This window comes from Nocardiopsis sp. NPDC006938 (genome assembly GCF_042869555.1).
Taxonomy (GTDB): domain Bacteria; phylum Actinomycetota; class Actinomycetes; order Streptosporangiales; family Streptosporangiaceae; genus Nocardiopsis.
This window is the reverse complement of record NZ_JBIAGA010000001.1, coordinates 678,310-696,013: the sequence shown is the minus strand read 5'-3', so window position 1 is coordinate 696,013 and position 17,704 is coordinate 678,310. Positions and strand designations below refer to the sequence as shown.

15 protein-coding genes are annotated in these 17,704 nt (G+C 71.9%); 7 read left to right on the top strand and 8 right to left on the bottom strand.

Features of this window, described 5'->3' with window-relative positions; genetic code table 11:
• Positions 1–138: 138 nt before the first annotated feature.
• Positions 139–1,377 carry an amidohydrolase family protein gene (locus tag ACFYL4_RS02905; RefSeq protein WP_357767216.1) on the top strand — a complete coding sequence of 413 codons (1,239 nt, stop codon included), beginning with the start codon at positions 139–141 and terminating at the stop codon, positions 1,375–1,377.
• 66 nt (positions 1,378–1,443) lie between these two features.
• Here the strand turns inward: ACFYL4_RS02905 and ACFYL4_RS02900 are convergent, their stop codons facing one another.
• Both ACFYL4_RS02900 and ACFYL4_RS02895 read right to left on the bottom strand, forming a co-directional pair.
• Positions 1,444–2,505 (bottom strand): 3-deoxy-7-phosphoheptulonate synthase, encoded by a 1,062-nt coding sequence (locus tag ACFYL4_RS02900; protein WP_357767213.1) that lies wholly within the window; start codon positions 2,503–2,505, stop codon positions 1,444–1,446.
• Positions 2,506–2,728: 223 nt separating this feature from the next.
• On the bottom strand, positions 2,729–4,444 hold the full coding sequence (locus tag ACFYL4_RS02895) for an AMP-binding protein (protein ID WP_387515916.1): 1,716 nt from the start codon (positions 4,442–4,444) through the stop codon (positions 2,729–2,731).
• Between the two features lie 211 nt (positions 4,445–4,655).
• Between ACFYL4_RS02895 and ACFYL4_RS02890 the strand changes: the two genes are divergently transcribed.
• Together ACFYL4_RS02890 and pip are read left to right on the top strand one after the other, a co-directional pair.
• Complete coding sequence (locus ACFYL4_RS02890) at positions 4,656–5,564, top strand: DUF4429 domain-containing protein (RefSeq protein ID WP_357767208.1); 909 nt, start codon at positions 4,656–4,658, stop codon at positions 5,562–5,564.
• A 37-nt stretch (positions 5,565–5,601) separates the two neighbouring features.
• On the top strand, positions 5,602–6,561 hold the full coding sequence (gene pip / locus ACFYL4_RS02885) for a prolyl aminopeptidase (protein ID WP_357767206.1): 960 nt from the start codon (positions 5,602–5,604) through the stop codon (positions 6,559–6,561).
• 38 nt (positions 6,562–6,599) lie between these two features.
• Here the strand turns inward: pip and ACFYL4_RS02880 are convergent, their stop codons facing one another.
• Positions 6,600–8,480 carry a DUF4153 domain-containing protein gene (locus ACFYL4_RS02880; RefSeq protein WP_387515914.1) on the bottom strand — a complete coding sequence of 627 codons (1,881 nt, stop codon included), beginning with the start codon at positions 8,478–8,480 and terminating at the stop codon, positions 6,600–6,602.
• Positions 8,481–8,648: 168 nt separating this feature from the next.
• On the opposite strand from ACFYL4_RS02880, the gene ACFYL4_RS02875 reads away from it, so the two are divergent.
• Entirely contained in the window at positions 8,649–8,840 is a 192-nt protein-coding gene (locus ACFYL4_RS02875; protein WP_357767201.1) for a ferredoxin, read from the top strand.
• Here ACFYL4_RS02875 and ACFYL4_RS02870 read toward each other — a convergent pair.
• Entirely contained in the window at positions 8,824–10,089 is a 1,266-nt protein-coding gene (locus tag ACFYL4_RS02870; protein ID WP_387515912.1) for an NAD(P)/FAD-dependent oxidoreductase, read from the bottom strand. The two genes, ACFYL4_RS02875 and ACFYL4_RS02870, sit on opposite strands and share 17 nt — an antisense overlap.
• A 64-nt stretch (positions 10,090–10,153) precedes the next feature.
• A complete protein-coding gene (locus ACFYL4_RS02865) occupies positions 10,154–11,116 on the bottom strand; it encodes an asparaginase (protein WP_387515910.1) in 963 nt (320 codons plus the stop codon).
• A gap of 192 nt (positions 11,117–11,308) precedes the next feature.
• Here ACFYL4_RS02865 and ACFYL4_RS02860 point away from each other — a divergent pair, with 192 nt between their 5' ends.
• Positions 11,309–12,208: a 3'-5' exonuclease gene (locus tag ACFYL4_RS02860; protein ID WP_357767193.1), complete on the top strand. Its 900-nt coding sequence runs from the start codon at positions 11,309–11,311 to the stop codon at positions 12,206–12,208.
• On the opposite strand, the gene ACFYL4_RS02855 is transcribed toward ACFYL4_RS02860, so the two are convergent.
• From ACFYL4_RS02855 to ACFYL4_RS02845, 3 genes are all read right to left on the bottom strand, one after another.
• A complete protein-coding gene (locus ACFYL4_RS02855; RefSeq protein WP_357767190.1) occupies positions 12,189–12,443 on the bottom strand; it encodes a hypothetical protein in 255 nt (84 codons plus the stop codon). The two genes, ACFYL4_RS02860 and ACFYL4_RS02855, sit on opposite strands and share 20 nt — an antisense overlap.
• Positions 12,444–12,619: 176 nt before the next feature.
• Positions 12,620–13,252, bottom strand: coding sequence for a TetR/AcrR family transcriptional regulator (locus ACFYL4_RS02850; protein WP_357767188.1), 633 nt, complete (start codon positions 13,250–13,252; stop codon positions 12,620–12,622).
• A 90-nt stretch (positions 13,253–13,342) separates the two neighbouring features.
• On the bottom strand, positions 13,343–14,014 hold the full coding sequence (locus ACFYL4_RS02845) for a heme oxygenase (biliverdin-producing) (protein WP_387515907.1): 672 nt from the start codon (positions 14,012–14,014) through the stop codon (positions 13,343–13,345).
• Between the two features lie 459 nt (positions 14,015–14,473).
• On the opposite strand from ACFYL4_RS02845, the gene ACFYL4_RS02840 reads away from it, so the two are divergent.
• Positions 14,474–15,733 (top strand): SpoIIE family protein phosphatase, encoded by a 1,260-nt coding sequence (locus tag ACFYL4_RS02840; RefSeq protein ID WP_357767183.1) that lies wholly within the window; start codon positions 14,474–14,476, stop codon positions 15,731–15,733.
• Positions 15,730–17,694 carry an ATP-binding protein gene (locus ACFYL4_RS02835; protein WP_357767180.1) on the top strand — a complete coding sequence of 655 codons (1,965 nt, stop codon included), beginning with the start codon at positions 15,730–15,732 and terminating at the stop codon, positions 17,692–17,694. The genes ACFYL4_RS02840 and ACFYL4_RS02835 overlap by 4 nt, the downstream gene beginning before the upstream one ends.
• The last annotated feature ends 10 nt before the right edge of the window (positions 17,695–17,704 follow it).

Sequence of the window (17,704 nt, the reverse complement as noted above, 5' to 3'; positions counted from 1 at the left end):
TCGCTCCTCGTCTTGCGAGAGATTGCCTGGAGGCCGCTCGCGTCGATCGGCGCGAGCGCCGAACCAACCGAAAGCATCCACGGAACACGCCCTAGCCACGCCCCCCGAACCAGAAGCACGAGAAGAAGGAGAGCACCCATGACCGGCGCCAGGACCCTGTACCGGGACCTCACCCTCATCGACGGCACCGGAGCGGCACCGGTGCCCGACGCCGCCGTCCTGGTCGAGGGCGGCCTGATCGCCTACGCGGGGCCCGCGGCCGACGCGCCCGCGCCCCTGCCCGGCGACACCGTCGAGACCCTGGGCGGGCGCACCCTGCTGCCCGGTTTCGTCGACACCCACGTGCACTTCGGGTTCTCCGACGGCCGCGCCCTGGCCGCCAACAACGCGGGCGTCTCCCGCAGCCTGCACGCGTTCGAGTCCGCCGAACGGATGCGCGTCACCCTGGAGGCGGGCGTCACCGGCGCCCGCGACCTGGGCGGCGCCGACGCCGGGTTCCGTCTCGCCCAGGAGCGCGGGCTGATCCGGGGACCGCGTCTGAGCATGGCGTTGCGCCTGATGAGCCACACCGGCGGCCACGCCGACTTCACACTGCCCTCCGGCGCGAACCCGCACGACTGCGAGCACACCGCCGTCGAGATCGCCGACTCCCCGCAGGAGGTCCGGGTGGCCACCCGGCGCCTGGTCCGGGACGGGGCCGACGTCATCAAGGTGTGCGCCACGGGCGGACTCTCCAGCCCCTCGGACGGCCCCACCGACGAGGGGATCACGGAGGAGGAGATCGCCGTGATCGTGGCCGAGACCGCCCGGCACGGCGGTCGGCCGGTCGCGGCGCACGCCCAGGGCGCGGCGGGGATCAGGAACGCGGTGCGCGGCGGGGCCGCCAGCATCGAGCACGGCTACCTCGTCGACGACGAGGGCATCGACCTCATGTTGGAGCGCGGCACGTTCCTCGTGCCGACACTGACCACCTTCGACTTCGAGGACCGGGCCCACCTCATGACCCGCAAGGCGGTCGAGACCAAGCGGGCGCTGGCCGAGGAGACCTACCGCAGGATCTCGCACGCCGTCAGCCGGGGGGTCAGGGTCGCGATGGGCACCGACGCGGGCATCTCCGAGCACGGGCGCAACCTGCGCGAGCTCGCCCAGCTGGTGTCCGTGGGACTGACCCCGATGGAGGCGATCCAGGCGGGTACGAGCAACGCCGCCGCCCTGGTGGGCACCGCCGACCGGACCGGCACCGTCGAGGCAGGCAAGCTCGCCGACCTCGTGGTGTGCGAGGGAGACCCCCTCACCGACATCGCCCTGCTGGGCGACCGGGCCAACGTGGTGCTGGTCGTGCAGGGCGGTCAGGTCGTCAAGGACACCCGGGCCTGACCCGGCCCCGACGCGGAACGAGGGGCCCGGCGCGCCGTCCTCGCGCCGTGCCCCTCGGAGGCGGGGTCAGGCCGCGTTCTTGCGGCGCTGGCGCACCGCCTCGGCCAGGTTCTCCAGCACGCCCTCGGTCGTCTCCCAGCTCATGCACTTGTCGGTGATGGACTGGCCGTAGGTGAGCCGTGCCGGGTCACCCAGCTTCTGGGCGCCCTCCACGATGAAGCTCTCCAGCATCACGCCGATGACGCCCTTCTGGCCCTCGGCGACCTGGGCGGCGATCTCGCGGGCCACACCCGCCTGGCGGACGTGGTCCTTGCCGCTGTTGGCGTGGCTGGCGTCGATCATCAGGCGGCGCGGCAGCCCCGACCCCTCGATGACGTCCAGGGCGGAGGCCACCGACGCCGGGTCGTGGTTGGGGCCGCTACGGCCGCCGCGCAGGATCACGTGGCAGTCCGGGTTGCCCTCGGTGACCACGACCGATCCGGCCCCGGCCGGGTCCACACCGAAGAACGTGTGGGAGGCGGCGGCCGCGCCCACGGCGTCCACGGCCACCTGCACGTCGCCGTCGGTGCCGTTCTTGAAGCCCACCGGGGTGCTCAGGCCGCTGCTGAGCTGGCGGTGCACCTGGCTCTCGGTGGTGCGGGCCCCGATCGCGCCCCAGGAGACCACGTCGGCGATGTACTGCGGGGTGATCGGGTCGAGGAACTCGGTCCCGGCGGGAAGGCCCAGGGCGTTGATGTCGAGCAGGAGCTCGCGGGCGGTGCGCAGGCCACGGTGCACGTCGTAGGTGTCGTCGAGGCCCGGGTCGTTGATCAGGCCCTTCCATCCCACCGTGGTGCGGGGCTTCTCGAAGTACACGCGCATCACCACGCACAGCTCGCCGCTGACCGAGGGCACGAGGTCGCGCAGGCGGCGCGCGTAGTCCAGCGCGGACTCGGTGTCGTGCACCGAACAGGGTCCGACGACGACCAGCAGGCGGTCGTCGGTGCCGTCCAGGACCCGCTTGACCTCGGCGCGCGAACTCTCGACGAGGGCGGTGCTCTCCTCGCTCATGGGGAGTTCGGCGAGCAGGTCCTGAGGGGCGATGAGCGGTGTGTAGCTCGCCACCCGTGTGTCGTTGGTGCTCGTCATCTTCTCCCCGGTCCCATCACGTCGATCGCCTGGCGACAGATGCTCGTGCCGCACACCGACCGTAGCGCGGTCCCGGCGGGCCGGTGCGGCCGAGGTGGGAATTGTCCGGGTATTCCGGGGATGGGAAAGGCCACACGGTGTGCATGGGCTCACCGGCGTCCCAACCGGCGAGACACAATGGCACCGGCGGCCATTTCCGATCGGCGGAGCGCGTCTTACGGCGTCAGTCTTTCAGGCCCGGGAGGTCCTCCTCCCAGTACTCGTGCGGGTGGCGGGTTCCGTCCTCCTGCGTTCCGCGCGCGGCCTCGGCCCGGCGCAGGCGCACCCGCCGGATCTTGCCCGAGACGGTCTTGGGCAGGTCGGCGAACTCCAGGCGGCGGACCCTCTTGTGGGGTGAGAGGCGTCTTCGGGCGTACTCCAGGATGGCGCGGGCGGTCACGGCGTCGGGTGCGACGCCCTCGGCCAGGGTCACGTAGGCCTTGGCCACCGCGAGCCGCAGCGGGTCGGGGGAGGGCACGACCGCGGCCTCCGCCACGTATTCGTGTTCGATGAGCACGCTTTCGAGTTCGAATGGTGAGACACGGTAATCCGACGCCTTGAACACGTCGTCGGACCGGCCGATATAGGTGAGGAATCCACGCGAATCCCGAGTCGCGATGTCGCCGGTGTGGTACAGGCCGCGGCGGGTCGCCTCACGGGTGTCGTCGGGGGCGTCCGCGTAACCGGTCATCGTCCCCACCGGGCGGTCCGACAGGTCCACGCAGATCTCGCCGGTGTCCGAGGGCTCCTCCGTCTCCGGGTCGACCAGGACGATGTCGTAGCCGGGTGCGGGGCGCCCCATCGACCCGGGCACCACCACCTGACCGGGGCCGTTCCCGACCAGCAGGGTGGTCTCGGTCTGCCCGAAACCGTCGCGGACCGTGAGGCCCCACGCCTGGCGGACGTGCTCGACGATCCACGGGTTGAGCGGTTCCCCGGCCGAGACCGTCTCGCGCAGCGGCACCCTCCACTCCGCCAGGTCCACCTGGGCCAGCATCCGCCAGACCGTGGGCGGCGCGCACAGCGTGTGCGCGCCGCAGCGCACCACCGCGTCCAGCAGGAAGGCCGGGTCGAACCGCTCCTGGTTGACCACCAGCACCGTCGCCTCCGCGTTCCAGGGCGCGAACACGCTGCTGTAGGCGTGCTTGGCCCATCCGGGGGCCGACACGTTCAGGTGCACGTCGCCCGGCTGGACCCCCAGCCAGTACATGGTGGACAGGTGTCCCACGGGATAGGAGCTCTGGGAGTGGGTGACCAGCTTCGGCCGGGCGGTGGTGCCGGAGGTGAAGTAGAGCAGCAGGGGGTCGTCGGGGGAGGTCGGAGCCGGCTGGGTGAAGTCCAGCCCCGAGTGCTCCGAGTCCGGATAGCTGAGCCACCCCTCCATGTAGCCGACGCAGATCCTCGTCCAGTGGCCCTGGAGGGGCTCGAACCGCGCGGTCTGCGCGGGCGAGCAGATCACGTGCGCCACCTCGCCGCGGTCCAGTCGGTCCACCAGGTCGGCGTCGGAGAGGTTCGTGGCGGTCGGGGTGACCACGGCCCCCAGCTTGATCGCGGCGAGCAGCACCTCCCACAGCTCCACCTGGTTGTCGAGCATGAGCATGATCCGGTCACCCGGGTGGACGCCCTGGCCGAGCAGCCAGTTGGCCACCTGGTTGGAGCGCTCCGACAGTTCGCGGTAGGTGTGGTGGACCTCGGACCCGTCCGCCTCCACCAGCCACAGAGCCGTTCGGTCCGGCCGTGTGGCGGCCACGTGGTCGAAGTGGTCCAGAGCCCAGTTGAACCGCTCCGGACGCGGCCACGTGAACTCGCGGTGGGCCGTCTCCTGGTCATCCCGGTGCTGAAGGAGCAGGTCCCGCGCGGCGCGGAACTCCCGTGCCCCCTCGGACATCTCGTGCGTCATCGAAGGCCTCCGGTTCGGGGGCGGCGCGCCGGGCGCACCGCCCACGTGCTCCCGGCCACCGGGCGGGTGGCGGGACGGGGTGTGCCCCTGCGGTTCTACCCGCAACGCCACGCTCCGACCCCTCACCGCCACGGCGGTCCGCTGAGCGGCTCCGAGGGGCACGGCAGGCCAGGGGTGTCCGCCACGACCGGCACCCCTAGGATGGTCTCCCATGGAGGAACTGCACGGACACCACGCCATCTGGCGGTTCGACGAGGAGACGGTGCGCATCGGTTTCGGAACCGGGCGCAAGGTTCCCGCCCTGTTCAGGGCGTTGGGGCACTGCGCCGTCCCGTTGAGCGCGGTCCGCGACGTGGAGTTCACCCCGGGCGACCGCAAACACGGATGGCGGCTGCGGATTCGGCTCGTGGACGGGGCCGACCCCTACGCGCCACTGGAGACCGCGGGTGCGTCGGGAGCCTCCTCGCCCCTCGTCCTGACGGGACCACACGAGCGCGAACTCGTGGCCGAGTACTGCGCCGACCGCATCACCGAGTCCTCCCGCTACGCCCGCGAGACCCTCACCGCGCCGCTCGACCCGGCACAGGTGGCCAAGGCCCTGGTGGTGGGCCTGCCCTACCAGGCGCGCACCGGCGAGGGCTCGGCGACCTTCGACGGCGAACGCGTGCGGCTCGTGTGGGACGGCTGGATGGCCAGCACGGCCAAGGGCCAGGAGAAGTCGCGCGAGTTCCCCGTTTCGGAGATCGAGTCGCTGCGGTGGTACCCCCAGCGCGACTTCGACGAGGGCTTCCTCCGGGTCGTGCTGCGCGGAGTGACGATGCCCGAGGCCTCGGGACTGGAGAACGACTTCTTCACTCTCGCGTCACACGGGCTGAAGGGCAGCGAGGAGAGCCTGCTGATGGCGGCCACCGTCAACACCCACATCGCGCTGGCCGCGGGGGAGACCGAGGACGAGGCCGACGACGGTGTCCCCGCCCTGGAGCCGGCCCCGCCCGCCCGCGACGAGGCGAGCGACGAGATCTTCGCCAAGATCCGGGAGCTCGGCCGCCTCCACGCCGAGGGACTGCTGACCGACAGCGAGTTCAGCGGCAAGAAGGCCGAGCTCCTCGACCGGATCTGACCCGAGTCCAGTCACCCACCCACGAAAGGGCCACGCCTTGCGCACCTTGTACCCGCCCATCGAGCCGTACGACTCGGGCATGCTCGACGTCGGCGACGGACACCGCGTCTACTGGGAGCTGTGCGGAAACCCGGCGGGCAAGCCGGTGGTGTTCCTGCACGGTGGCCCGGGCGGCGGCTGCACACCCGACCACCGCAGGCTCTTCGACCCGGAGCGGTACCGCGTGCTGCTGTTCGACCAGCGCAACTGCGGCCGGTCCACACCGCACGCCAGCCGGATGGACGCCGACCTGTCCACCAACACCACCTGGGCGCTGGTCGAGGACATCGAGCGCCTGCGCGAGATGATCGGCGTGGACGCCTGGCAGGTCTTCGGCGGCTCCTGGGGCAGCTGCCTGGCCCTGGCCTACGCCCAGAAGCACCCCGACCACGTCACCGAGCTGATCGTGCGCGGCATCTTCACCCTGCGCGACCAGGAACTGCGCTGGTTCTACCAGGAGGGCGCCTCCCACCTCTTCCCCGACCTGTGGGAGTCCTACCTGGAGCCCATCCCGGAGGAAGAGCGCGGGGACCTCATCGGCGCCTACGCGCGCCGGCTGGAGTCACCGGACCGCGAGGTGCGCCTGGCGGCCGCCCGCGCGTGGAGCGTCTGGGAGGGGTCGACGATCACCCTGCGGCCCAGCCCCGCGCTGCGCGAACACCATGCCGACGAGGACTACGCGCTCGCCTTCGCGCGGATCGAGAACCACTACTTCCACAACAAGGGGTTCTTCACCCCGGAGCAGCTCATCGAGGGAGCCGAGCGCATCCGGCACATCCCCGGCGTGATCATCCAGGGCCGCTACGACGTGTGCACCCCGGTGCGTACCGCCTACGACCTGCACCGCGCGTGGCCGGAGGCCGACTTCCACATCGTCGACGACGCGGGTCACGCCTTCAGCGAGCCCGGCATCCTCGACCTCCTCATCGAGGCCACGGACCGCTTCGCCAAGGAGTGAGCCGGAGGGGGCCGCGCCACCCGGCGCGGCCCCGCCGCTCAGCCGCGGTCCGGCACCCAACACGCGGGGCGGTCGCCGTCCGCGGACACCGGGTCCAGGGGACCGTGTTCGGCCAGCAGGTCCCGGGCCCGCTCCCGCGAGAGGTTGCGGGCCCCGACTTCCTCGGCGTCCCGCAGCCGGGCGTCGATCAGTTCGAGGGCACAGGTGCGGTCGGGCCCGTCCAGTTCGAGCAGCCCGGGCACCGCGTCGGCCGACAGCCCGCGCAGGTACCGGGTGTCCACGCTCTGGAGATCCAGGTCGTGGTGGCTCTCGGCGATGCGCAGGTCGGGGTCGCTGTAGGCGAACACGGCCAGGGCGGCCGCGCCCAGGGCCACCGTCGCGCGGGGCAGCCAGCGCGTCGGGCGGCCCAGGCAGTTGAGCAGTCCCGCCACCATGATCAGGCCGAACAGCAGCGCGATCCACACGATCCACGCTTCGGCCGCCACCCGCAGCCGGGTCAGCCCGAACACGTCGATGTACAGCTGGAGGCGGGCCATCGCCGAGGCCAGGATGACCAGCGTGAGCAGGCACAGTACGCCGAGGAGCGCGTTGCGCGGGATGCGGGGGGCGGGCACGAGCCGAACCGTCAGCGCGACCACGCCCAGGACCAGCAGACCCACCATCACCAGTTGGAAGAAGCCCTGTCGGGCGTACTCGGCGTAGATGACCCCCGCGACCCGCTGCACGTAGTCGTCGCCGCCGAACATGGCGGTGGCCTGCACCCCGAGGAAGGCCGAGAACAGCGCGGCCAGGGACCCGAGCGGGACCGCCCACACCCAGACCGGCCAGGCCGACCGCTCGTCCGGTTCCTCCGTCCGGCGCGCCAGCGGCGGAGCGACGGGGCGGGGACGGCGTCGGGCGGCCAGCACCGCCGAGCCCGTGAGGAGGACGGTCGCCAACGCTGAGGCCGGGTGCAGCCAGCCCAGACGCACGTCGGGCGCGACGAACAGCCTTTCGAGGTGCTTGGCGAAGACGGGGTCCGCCAGGGCGAACAGCCCGCCGAAGACCACGAGCAGCACCAGGGTGGCCCCGACCGTGGCCAGTGCGGGCACGAGGAGCCGGTTCGACGACCTGAACCGGACCAGCGGGCGTACCAGGAACCTCGGGGCGGCGACGGCGTCACGCACCAGGGCCGTCGCCCCCGCGACCACCCCGGACGCGCTCCCGCGCGAAGCGGGGTTGTGCACGGAGAACGCGAGCGAGGCCAGGAGGAACGCCGCCGTCAGCGTCCAGGCCAGGACCCACCCCGCGTCCCGCAGCGCCGCCGTGGCCAGGAGGACGGCGGCCAGGCCGCCGTACACGGCCGACCATCCCCGTCGGCGCCGGTCGGGTCCCTCCGCTCCCGACGGCTCCTGCGGCGGCTCGATCCCCTCGGTGGCCCCGGACCGCTCCGGAGCACGGGGGCGGGTCACCAGGGCGGTGATCGCGACGGACGCGGCCAGCGCCCCGGTGATCACCACGCCGACTCCCGGGCGGTCGAACGTGGCCAGGGCCAGCGCCACCGCGCCCGTGCCCATCGCCGCCGGGGACAACCACACCTGGGCGTCCGGCAGGGGCGGGCGTGGCGGTGGAGGCGTGAACGGGGGCGGCGGGGGTGGCCAGGGAGGTGCCGGGGCGGCCGTTCCCGGGCCCCGGCCCGTGTCCCTGGCACGGGCCTCCTCGAAGACGGGCCCCTCGGCGCCCCGCGCACCCTCGGTGGCGGGGGTCCGCTCCGCACTGCCGTCCGGGACGGGGGCACCACCGCCTTCCCCACCGGTACCCCTGCTGGTTCCCTCCGTGCCGTCGTCCGAGGTGGCGGCCCCGGTCGTGTCCGGCGCCCGCGCACCCGCCGCCTCCGGGTCCGTGCCGCTCTCGCGCGGGACGGTCTCGTCCGTGCTCATGGCCCACCTCTCACGACACTGCTCCTCAGGGGACGGACGTGGGGTGTGATGACGCCCGCGCGGGACTGGTTCCTCCGCAGTGGAGGGGTTTCCGGGCCGAGGAGACCTGTGGCTAGGGTGTTGCCACCCGCAGACCCCCAAGGGCCCAGCCCGAGAGAGAAGGACGAGATGCGAGTCGAGGTCGACTACGACCAGTGTGAGAGCAACGCCCTGTGCATGGCCGCAGCCCCCGAGGTCTTCGAGGTCAGGGACGACGACTTCCTGTACCTCCTGACCGAGGAGCCGGGTGAGGAGCTTCGGGAGAAGGTCCTCAAGGCCGCGCGGCTGTGCCCCAAGCAGGCCGTCACCGTGACGGGGTGACCCCTGCCGCGGCCAGCGCCTCCTCCCAGGAGGTGGGCTTCTCCAGCAGGCCGCGATAGCGCATGGTGCGCGGGGTGGAGCGCAGTCCGAGGACCCCGGTCAGCATCCCCCCGCGCCCCAGGAATGCCACGAACTTTCGGTCCTCCGGAGACCCGTGCACGAAGGCGACCTGATCAGCGGGTGCGCCCTGCCCCAGGAGCTGGATCTTCTTGCGGTACTGGTCCGACCAGAAATAGGGCACGGGGGTGAACGGCGTCCGCCCTGACCCGGCGAGCAGGTTGCGGGCCGCCGCCTCACCCTGCTCGCTCGCGTTGGTCCAGTGCTCCAGTCTGATCCGGCCGCCGAAGCGCGGGTGCGGCCAGTTGGCGAGGTCACCGACCGCGTACACCTTCGGCACCGATGCGGCGGAGTAGGCGTCGCAGACCACCGAACCGTCTTCGAAGAGGTCGACACCCGAACCGCGCAGCCACTCCGTGTTCAGGTGTACGCCCACACCGGCCACCACCAGGGACGCGTCGACGCCGGAGCCGTCCGACAGGCGGACCCGCTCCACCCGGCCGGCGCCTTCGAACCCGCTCACACCCACACCCAGGCGCAGGTCCACGCCGTTCTCCCGGTGCAGTTCGGTGAGGACCTCCCCGATTCGGGGGTCGACCACCCGGGTCAGGGGGGTCGGGGCGGCCTCGACCAGCGTGACCTCCATCCCCACCGCACGGGCGCTCGCGGCCACCTCGGCGCCGACGAAACCCGCGCCGACCACCACAAGGTGCCCCGCGGAGTCGAAGGCGGCCCGGACCGCCTCGGCGTCGTCCAGGGTGCGCAGCACGTGCACCCCGGCCAGGTCGGTATCGGGCCTGCGGGCACGGGCGCCGGTCGCCACCACCAGCCCGTCGTAGCGCAGCGCGACCGTGCCCTCCGGCCCCCGCACGCGCACCTCGCGCGCGGCCGGGTCCAGCCCCACCGCTCGGGTGTTCGGCCGAAAGTCCAGGTCGAGTCCGTCGATGACGGAGTCCTCGCGCAGCTGGAGCGCGCGGTGTCCGGCGAGCCACCCCGGGCCGCCGTTGGCGGGGTCCAGCCCGACCCCGGTCAGGGCCTCCTTACTGAGCGGGGGCCGGGAGTAGGGCCGGTGCGGTTCGTCGCCGACCAGGATCAGACGACCCTCGAACCCCCGTTCGCGCAGGGCCTCGGCCGCGTGCAGGCCGGCCATGCCCGCACCGGCGATGACGATCTCGTTCAGGCTGTCCGACACCGATCTCTCCTGTTCACGAACTCCACGTCCTCCCCGCGCCCCGCCCCGGGACCGCGCGGGGGTCCTACAGCGCCCGGACCTCACCGACCCTGCGGCCGCCGCCGTACACGGGGGTGGTGAGACGGTCGCCGACCGGGCCGACGCCCACTCCGAGGGCGTCCAGGGCGGTGAGCCCCACCAGCACGCGCGAGCGCTCTTCGGCGTCACCGTCGCTGATCTTGACCGCCACGGTCTCACCGGTCGGGGCGTTGAGCACGAGGACGCCGTCGGCGCCGATCTTGGAGACCAGTCCGGGCAGGCGGGTCATCAGGTCGGTGTCGACGCGCTCGGGTCCCGAGACGTACTCGGGGTGCGCGCTCATCGCCTCGACGACGGCGCGCTCGTGGGTGCCCTCGGGGGACAGCCGCATCCCCTGGACACCGCGTGCCAGTCCGGTGAGCGTGACGGCCAGCTGGGGCGCACCGCAGCCGTCCACCGCGGTGTGCGCGACGGTCTCCCCGCACATGTCCTCGGTCGCCTCCCGGACCATGAGCTGGAGGGGGTGCTCCGGGTCGAGGTAGTCCTCGGTGCTCCACCCGCGTGCGACGCAGGCGGCGAGCATGGCCGCGTGCTTGCCCGAGCAGTTCATGTACCGGGGCTCGGGCTCGCGGCCCGCGGCGACGAATGCCCGTCTCGCGGTGGGAGCGCCGGGGACGGCCGGCGGACACCGGAGGGCGTCGGCGGTCAGCCCGGCGTCGGCGAGGATGCGCTCGGCCTCCGCGGCGTGGAACTCCTCACCGCCGTGGCTGCCCGCCGCGATCGCGAGGGACCGGCCCTCCAGACGGGCGCCGGCGCGCAACACCGCCAGCGCCTGGAAGGGCTTGGCGGAGGAGCGGGGGAACATGGGGTCGTGCACGGGGCCGCGCGCGTAGGCGATCTCACCGTCGGCGGAGAGTCCGATCACCGCTCCGTAGTGCACGCCCTCGCGCATCCCGGAGCGGACGACCTCCGCCAGCGGGGCGTAGCTGGGCAGCGGGGGCTGGTTCATGCGGCTTCTCCTCGCCGTACGGGCTGTGTGGTGGGTGTGCGTTGGTGCCGGGCACGCGTCAAAACGTACACACACCCCTCCTTCTTCCCGTTCGGCGGTGTGCTGTCGGCGTTCCTGGGGGCGGGCGGTGTCGGGTCCGGGCAGTAGGGTCGTGAACCGACGTTGATCGACCACAGGGAGTAGGGGCAGACGATGGGAACGCTGCGGACGGGCGCACTGACCCGGAGAAGGGTCGGCACGCGGGCGGCGGACCTGGAGTACGCGGTACTCGACGTGGAGACCACCGGCCTGGACCCGCGCGAGGGCGCCCGTCTGGTGGAGATCGCCGTGGTGCGGGTGCGGGGTGACGGCACCCTCGTGGAGGAGTTCAGCACACTGGTGGACCCCCGAGCCCCCGTCAGCGGCCAGGAGTTCCACGGGATCGGCGAGGGTGACGTGATCGGCGCCCCCCGGGCGGAGGCGATCGTGCCCCGGATCACCCAGTTGCTCTCGGGTGCTGTGGTGGTCTGCCACAACCTGGACTTCGAGGAGCGCTTCCTCACCTCCGAGCTCGTCCCGGCCGGGCTGCCGCGTGGCTTGTCGGGGCTGTGCACGCTGCGGGCTCTGCGCTCCCAACTGGACCTGGCGCGGTACTCTCTGCCGCGCGCCACCCACCTGCTCAACGGAACGTGGCCCACCGGGCAGCACACGGCGCTGGGCGACGCCCGGGCCTGTGCCCGGCTGCTCGTGGAGATGATCGCGAACGCCCCGGGCGAGCTGCGTTACTCCGGTCCGGCCCCCCGGGTCCTGCGGACGCACGAGCGCCGGGACGAGCCGGTGCGCTGGAAGCCCCGGACCACCCCGTCGCCGGACGGACTGGGCCCCCTGAACGACTGGAAGGCGGACTGGCGCGGGACCGAGCTGGACGCCGCCCTGTGCGGCGGGGCCTTCCGCGCCACGGACCGGTCGGTCGCGGAGTCCGCTGCCCGGCGCGGGGCCAGGGCGCGCGGGCGGGCGGCGGCCGCCGCGGCGGTGACCGGTGGGGTCGCCGCCACCGTCGCGGGAGGACTGCTGGTGCGCCTGGCGAGGTCGGTCAGAGGCCGGAGAGGCTGAGGAAGAACGCGACGATCAGGGCGCTCCCGCCCACCGTCGTGAGGAGCGCGCGCCCCTGCTCGGTCAGCCGCGCGGAGACCAGGCGTATCCGTGGCGGCGCCGCGGTGCGCTGCGCCGTGGCGATCCCGCCTGCGGAGCGTGGTTCGGGCAGGCGTCCGGGCACGAAGCGGGGCACCTTGTTGAAGAGGGCGATCGACACCAGGGCGGCGCCGACGGCGATCAGCGTGAGGGTCACGAGGGAGAGGGCCTAACGGGACTCGGCGGCGTTCGGACGGGTACGCCCGGGTGGGGGTCGGGCAGTGCGGGTCGTTCCCCGCATCCGCGGCCTTCATGCCGTCGGGTGCTGGCCGCTAGCGGCCAGCACAGTGTTAGAACCTGGCCCTAACTACAGGCTGTCAATGGGTGCGAACTCTACGTGTTCGTTGGGAGGATCGTGTCCACGGTTTCGGTCCCGACCCCGAGGGCGCGCAGGACGAACCTGGTCACCAGGGCGTGCGTCCCGTCGATGTCGACCTCGCCGCTGACCAGGGGCAGCCGCTGCGACCCGACCATGGACAGGGTCAGCCCCGCCACGCGGTCGGCGGGGAGGCGGTCGAACTCCCCGGCGGCGGCGCCCTCCTCCAGGATCTCGGTGAGCAGGCGCTGCATCGGTGCCACGTGGGCGGCCAGCGCCTGGTAGGCGTCGGGTCCCAGGCTGGCGCCCAGCTCGGCGGCGGGCGGGTGCGGGTGCGCGACGATGCCCTCCAGCTGGAGGCGGACGAAGGCTGACAGGCGGCGGGCGGCCGAGACCCCCGAGGGCAGCTCGCGTTTGTACCGTTCGACGAACGCGCCGCTGACCTGCTCGGTGAAGGCCAGAAGCAGCGCGGGTTTGTCCGGGAAGTAGTTGTACAGCGCGGTTCGGGTGATGCCCGCCGCGTTGGCCACGTCGGTCATGGAGATGCGGTCGATCCCCTGGGACCTGGTCAGCTCCTCGACGGCGTCCATGATGCGCTCCCGTGTGCGGGCACGGTGAGCGGCGATGGTCGGAGCCGAGATCTTGGGCATGACACCTATGGTGGCACGGCGGCGGAGTACGGTGCGTCACGTCTGGAGGCCCGTGGAGGCCCGTGGAGGCTCGGGAGGCCCGTGGCGGTCTCAGGCGTGGAGCCTGCCCAGGTCGGCGAGGACCTCGGTGTTGAGCTGGTAGGCCAGCCGGGTCTCCCGGACGAGGAGGTCGGCGGCGCTCTCGTCGAGGTCCAGTGAGTCGAGCAGTTCGCGGTACCCGGAGCGGAACCTGGGCAGGCTCCCCAGGGCGTCGAAGACGTAGAAGGACACTCCGGCGTCGTCGGTGAGGCCGTACGCCCCGGCCGCGACCCTCCGGATGAACTGGCCCCCGGAGACGTCTCCCAGGTAGCGGGTGTAGTGGTGCGCGACGAATCCCGCGGGGTGGTCGGCCATCTGCTCGATGCGCGCCACGTAGGTGCGTGTGGCGGGGGTGGGATGGACCCGACCGCGCCAGTCGGGACCCAGGAGGTGGGCGAGGTCGGTCTCCAGGGCGGGTACGCGTTCGAGCTCGGGGCGGTGGAAGCGGCCCGCGACGGGGTCGTCGGCCAGTTCGCGGCCGACCCTTTCCAGCGCGACGTAGGCGAAGTGGTGCTGGGCGACCATCGCCGTGTAGCCGTCCAGGGACAGCCGTCCCTCCATGAGGGCCTGGGTGAAACCGTGGTGCTCGGCGGCCTCGTGGTCGCTCCAGGTCGCGGCGCGCAGCCGCGCGGAGAACGGTTCGGCGGTCTCCGCCGCCGTGGGGGCCTCGGCCGTGGCGCTCATCGACACCTGCACCTCTCGTTCCGGGATCTTTATGACATGATGTCATTTAGGTGGTTCGGGTTGTCAAGACGGATACGACACTCTGTCAGAAAAATAGTGACATCCCGCCCATTGCACGTGTATCGACATACGGTGCGGCCGTGTTCCGGTACGCGCCCCCGCAGGCGCGTCCGCACGTGCCGACCACCCGTGCGAGCCCCCGGCCACGCCGGGGAGGCCCGTCCCCTCGGACCCCCACACACCCGGAACCCAGGGGGTTCCACCCCCCTACGTTGGATGTGTCTCGTCTCGTCCGCTGGTCAACTGGTCGCCGGGGCGTTTATCGTTTGGGTGTCGTGCGGTCCGAACCACCGGTTGGACCCGAGGTGTCCGTCTCGGGTACACGGCGTGACGTCCGACCCCGCGACCCCGTGAACCTTGAGGCGATGAGTGGATACCAGGAGAACAGGGCACGATCACGTGACAGTGATCGGTGACGAGGCGGCCCGAGCCGCGCACGGCGCTGCGACAGACGGCAGCGCCGCCCTGGGTGACGACACCGTCCTGGACGACCGGGTGGAGGCTACCGTCGAATCAGTTGACGTCCTGCTGATCGAAGACGATCCCGGAGACGCCTTCCTCGCGGAGGAACTCCTCGCGGACACCGCGCTCACCACCCGGATCACCTGGGTCTCCACGCTCCAGGCCGCCCGGGAGCACCTCACCGGCTTCCGGGGCTGCGTGCTGCTCGACCTCAACCTCCCCGACGGCCATGGCCTCGGCCTCCTGCGCGAGGTCCTCGAAGGCGCCCCCTCCGCCGCCGTCGTCGTCTTCACCGGCCTCGACGACGAACACGAGGGCATCGCCGCCGTGGCCGCCGGCGCCCAGGACTACCTGGTCAAGGGCCAGGTCGACGGCTCCCTGCTCGCCCGCAGCCTGCGCTACTCGCTGGAGCGGCGCCGCGCGGACGAGAACGCCCGCCAGCTGCGCGAGGCCCGTATGCGCGCCCGGGAGAACATGCGACTGGAACGAGGCCTGCTGCCCCAGGTCCTGCTCGCCCGCTCACCCCTGAGCCACCGCGCCTACTACCGGCCCGGCCGCAAGCGCGCCCTGGTCGGCGGCGACTTCTACGACGCGGTCGAGAAGGACGGCACCACCCACGTCATCATCGGCGACGTCAGCGGGCACGGCCCCGACGAGGCCGCCCTGGGCGTCAGCCTGCGCATCGCCTGGCGCACCCTGGTCATGAGCGGTGTCGCCGAGGCGCGCGTCCTGCCCAACCTGGAGGACCTCCTGGTGAGCGAGCGCGCCCAGGAGGAGATGTACGCGACGCTGTGCATGATCAGCCTCGACACCGGCAGTGACCGCGCCCGCGTGCGGGTCCTCGGCCACCCGCCGCCCATGATCGTGAGGGACGGTGTCGCCGAGGAGATCCAGGCCGCCCCGCAGCCGCCGCTGGGCGTGTTCCCGGTCGACCAGGACGAGATGACCGAGGTGGTCCTGCCCAAGGGCGCCAGCATGCTCTTCTACACCGACGGCCTGGTCGACGCCTACGACGGCGGACCTCCCGCCCGGCTGGAGGTGGCGGGGCTGCGCCGGATGGTGAACGGGGTCCTCAGCCAGGGCGTGGCCCTGTACAACCTGCCCGAACACCTGGTGGACGAGGCCGAACGCAGTAACGGCGGGCCGCTCCAGGACGACGTGGCGATGCTGCTCATCAACCACGGAGAGCCGGAGTGAGCCCCACCGGGGAGGAAGACCACGCCATGGACACCGAGCCCCGAACCGAGGACACCCCGGACGGGGGGCCGGGTAAGGGGGCGCGGACCTCCGTCGGCGGGACGCCCTTCGTCGACGCCGCCCCCGCCGGGCGCGTCCACTCCAGCAGGCACTCCTGGAGCCTGCGGCGCAGGGTCACCAGCCTGCTGACGGTGGTCGCCGTCGTGCTGGTGGTCGCCGTGTCGGTGATCACCCTCGCGGCCTTCCAGGCCAGGGACTCCCTGGTGCTCCAGGTCGACTCCCTCACCCCCGGTCTGAGCACCGTCGAGCAGACCCGCTCGGCCTACCTCAGCCAGGACCACGCCCTGCGCGGCTACATCCTCACCGGCGACCGCGACTTCCTCCAGCCCTTCGTCGAGCAGCGCATGTCGCTCGCCGAGCACCGCAGCGCCCTGGCCACCCTGGCCGACGAGAACCCCGACATCGCGCCCAAGGTCAACGAGCTCATCAAGGCGGGCGACGTCTGGAGCGAGCAGTTCGCCGAGCCCGTCCTGGAGGAGGTGCGCAGCGGCGAGAGCCCCACCCAGGCGGAGCTCCAGCGCGGTCGGGTGCTCTTCTTGGAACTCAACCGCGCCGCCGACGCCACCACCAACTACCTCGCCAGCGAGATCCAGGAGGCCCAGAGCGGTCTGACCCTGGCCACGCAGCAGGTCGTGGCCCTGCTGGTGCTGGTCGGGCTGGTCGTGGTGTTCCTGTCGGTGTTCCTGTGGGTGATGCTCCAGCAGTGGGTGCTGCGCCCCCTGGAGGACCTGGCCGGGCACATGCGCCAGGTCTCCGAGGGCTACTACGCCCACCGCATCTCCCTCCAGGGGCCGCCCGAGATCGTCCAGCTCGGACACGACGTCGACTCCATGCGCGAACGCATCGTGCAGGACCTGGACGAGGTGGCCTCCGCACGCCGCAAGCTCCAGGAACAGTCCACCCTCCTGGAGCACCAGACCGAGGAGCTGCGCCGGTCCAACCTGGAACTGGAGCAGTTCGCCTACGTCGCCTCGCACGACCTCCAGGAGCCACTGCGCAAGGTGGCCAGCTTCTGTCAGCTGCTCCAGCGCCGGTACCACGGGCAGCTGGACGAACGCGCCGACTCCTACATCGACTTCGCGGTCGAGGGAGCCAAGCGCATGCAGACCCTGATCAACGACCTGCTCGCCTTCTCCCGGGTCGGCCGCACGAAGAACTTCGCGCCGGTCGACCTCAACGTGGCGCTCGACGACGCCCTGAGCAGTCTGGAGACACGGCTGGAGGAGGCGGGCGCCGAGATCTCCGGCGACACCCTGCCCACGGTCCAGGGCGACCGCACCCTGCTCACCCAGGTTTTCTTCAACCTGGTCGGCAATGCCGTCAAGTTCCGGGGAGAGGACGCGCCCGAGGTGCGCGTCACCGTGGAACGGCAGGGCGACGAGTGGGTCTTCTGCTGTTCGGACAACGGCATCGGTATCGAACCGCAGTACGCCGAGCGCATCTTCGTCATCTTCCAGCGGCTGCACACCAGGGAGAAGTACACCGGAACCGGCATTGGCCTGGCCATGTGCAAGAAGATCGTGGAGTTCCACGGCGGTCGCATGTGGCTCGACACCGGCCCGGAGAACCCCGAAGAGGCCGAAACCTCCGAGGGGACGGACTCCGGACGGACCGGAACCCGCATATGCTGGACCCTGCCCGTAGACACCGAGGCGGAGAAGGACGAGCCGGTTGCCGTGGAGGGAACCGAACCGGCCGACGCCGTCGATAGTGGTGTCGAGGGTACCGAGGTCGCCGAGCCCGCCCCCACGGACGAGGCGCCGACGGCCACACGAGAGTCCGGTGACTCCGGTCCGGAGGACGAGTCCCCCGCGGGCAGTGAACCCGAGGGGGAACCGCGCCCCCTGCCCGGCGGCGCTGGCGGTACGGTTCCACCCGGTCACGGGGCGGAACCCGTATAGGGGTCTGGAA

What these genes read in the sequence shown, in the direction of transcription:
- ACFYL4_RS02845 (WP_387515907.1), bottom strand. Translation starts at nt 14,014, where the DNA reads ATGAGCGCCACGGCCGAGGCCCCCACGGCGGCGGAGACCGCCGAACCG.
- ACFYL4_RS02890 (WP_357767208.1), top strand. Translation starts at nt 4,656, where the DNA reads ATGGAGGAACTGCACGGACACCACGCCATCTGGCGGTTCGACGAGGAG.
- ACFYL4_RS02850 (WP_357767188.1), bottom strand. Translation starts at nt 13,252, where the DNA reads ATGCCCAAGATCTCGGCTCCGACCATCGCCGCTCACCGTGCCCGCACA.
- ACFYL4_RS02880 (WP_387515914.1), bottom strand. Translation starts at nt 8,480, where the DNA reads ATGAGCACGGACGAGACCGTCCCGCGCGAGAGCGGCACGGACCCGGAG.
- ACFYL4_RS02865 (WP_387515910.1), bottom strand. Translation starts at nt 11,116, where the DNA reads ATGAACCAGCCCCCGCTGCCCAGCTACGCCCCGCTGGCGGAGGTCGTC.
- ACFYL4_RS02900 (WP_357767213.1), bottom strand. Translation starts at nt 2,505, where the DNA reads ATGACGAGCACCAACGACACACGGGTGGCGAGCTACACACCGCTCATC.
- ACFYL4_RS02895 (WP_387515916.1), bottom strand. Translation starts at nt 4,444, where the DNA reads ATGACGCACGAGATGTCCGAGGGGGCACGGGAGTTCCGCGCCGCGCGG.
- ACFYL4_RS02905 (WP_357767216.1), top strand. Translation starts at nt 139, where the DNA reads ATGACCGGCGCCAGGACCCTGTACCGGGACCTCACCCTCATCGACGGC.
- ACFYL4_RS02875 (WP_357767201.1), top strand. Translation starts at nt 8,649, where the DNA reads ATGCGAGTCGAGGTCGACTACGACCAGTGTGAGAGCAACGCCCTGTGC.
- ACFYL4_RS02860 (WP_357767193.1), top strand. Translation starts at nt 11,309, where the DNA reads ATGGGAACGCTGCGGACGGGCGCACTGACCCGGAGAAGGGTCGGCACG.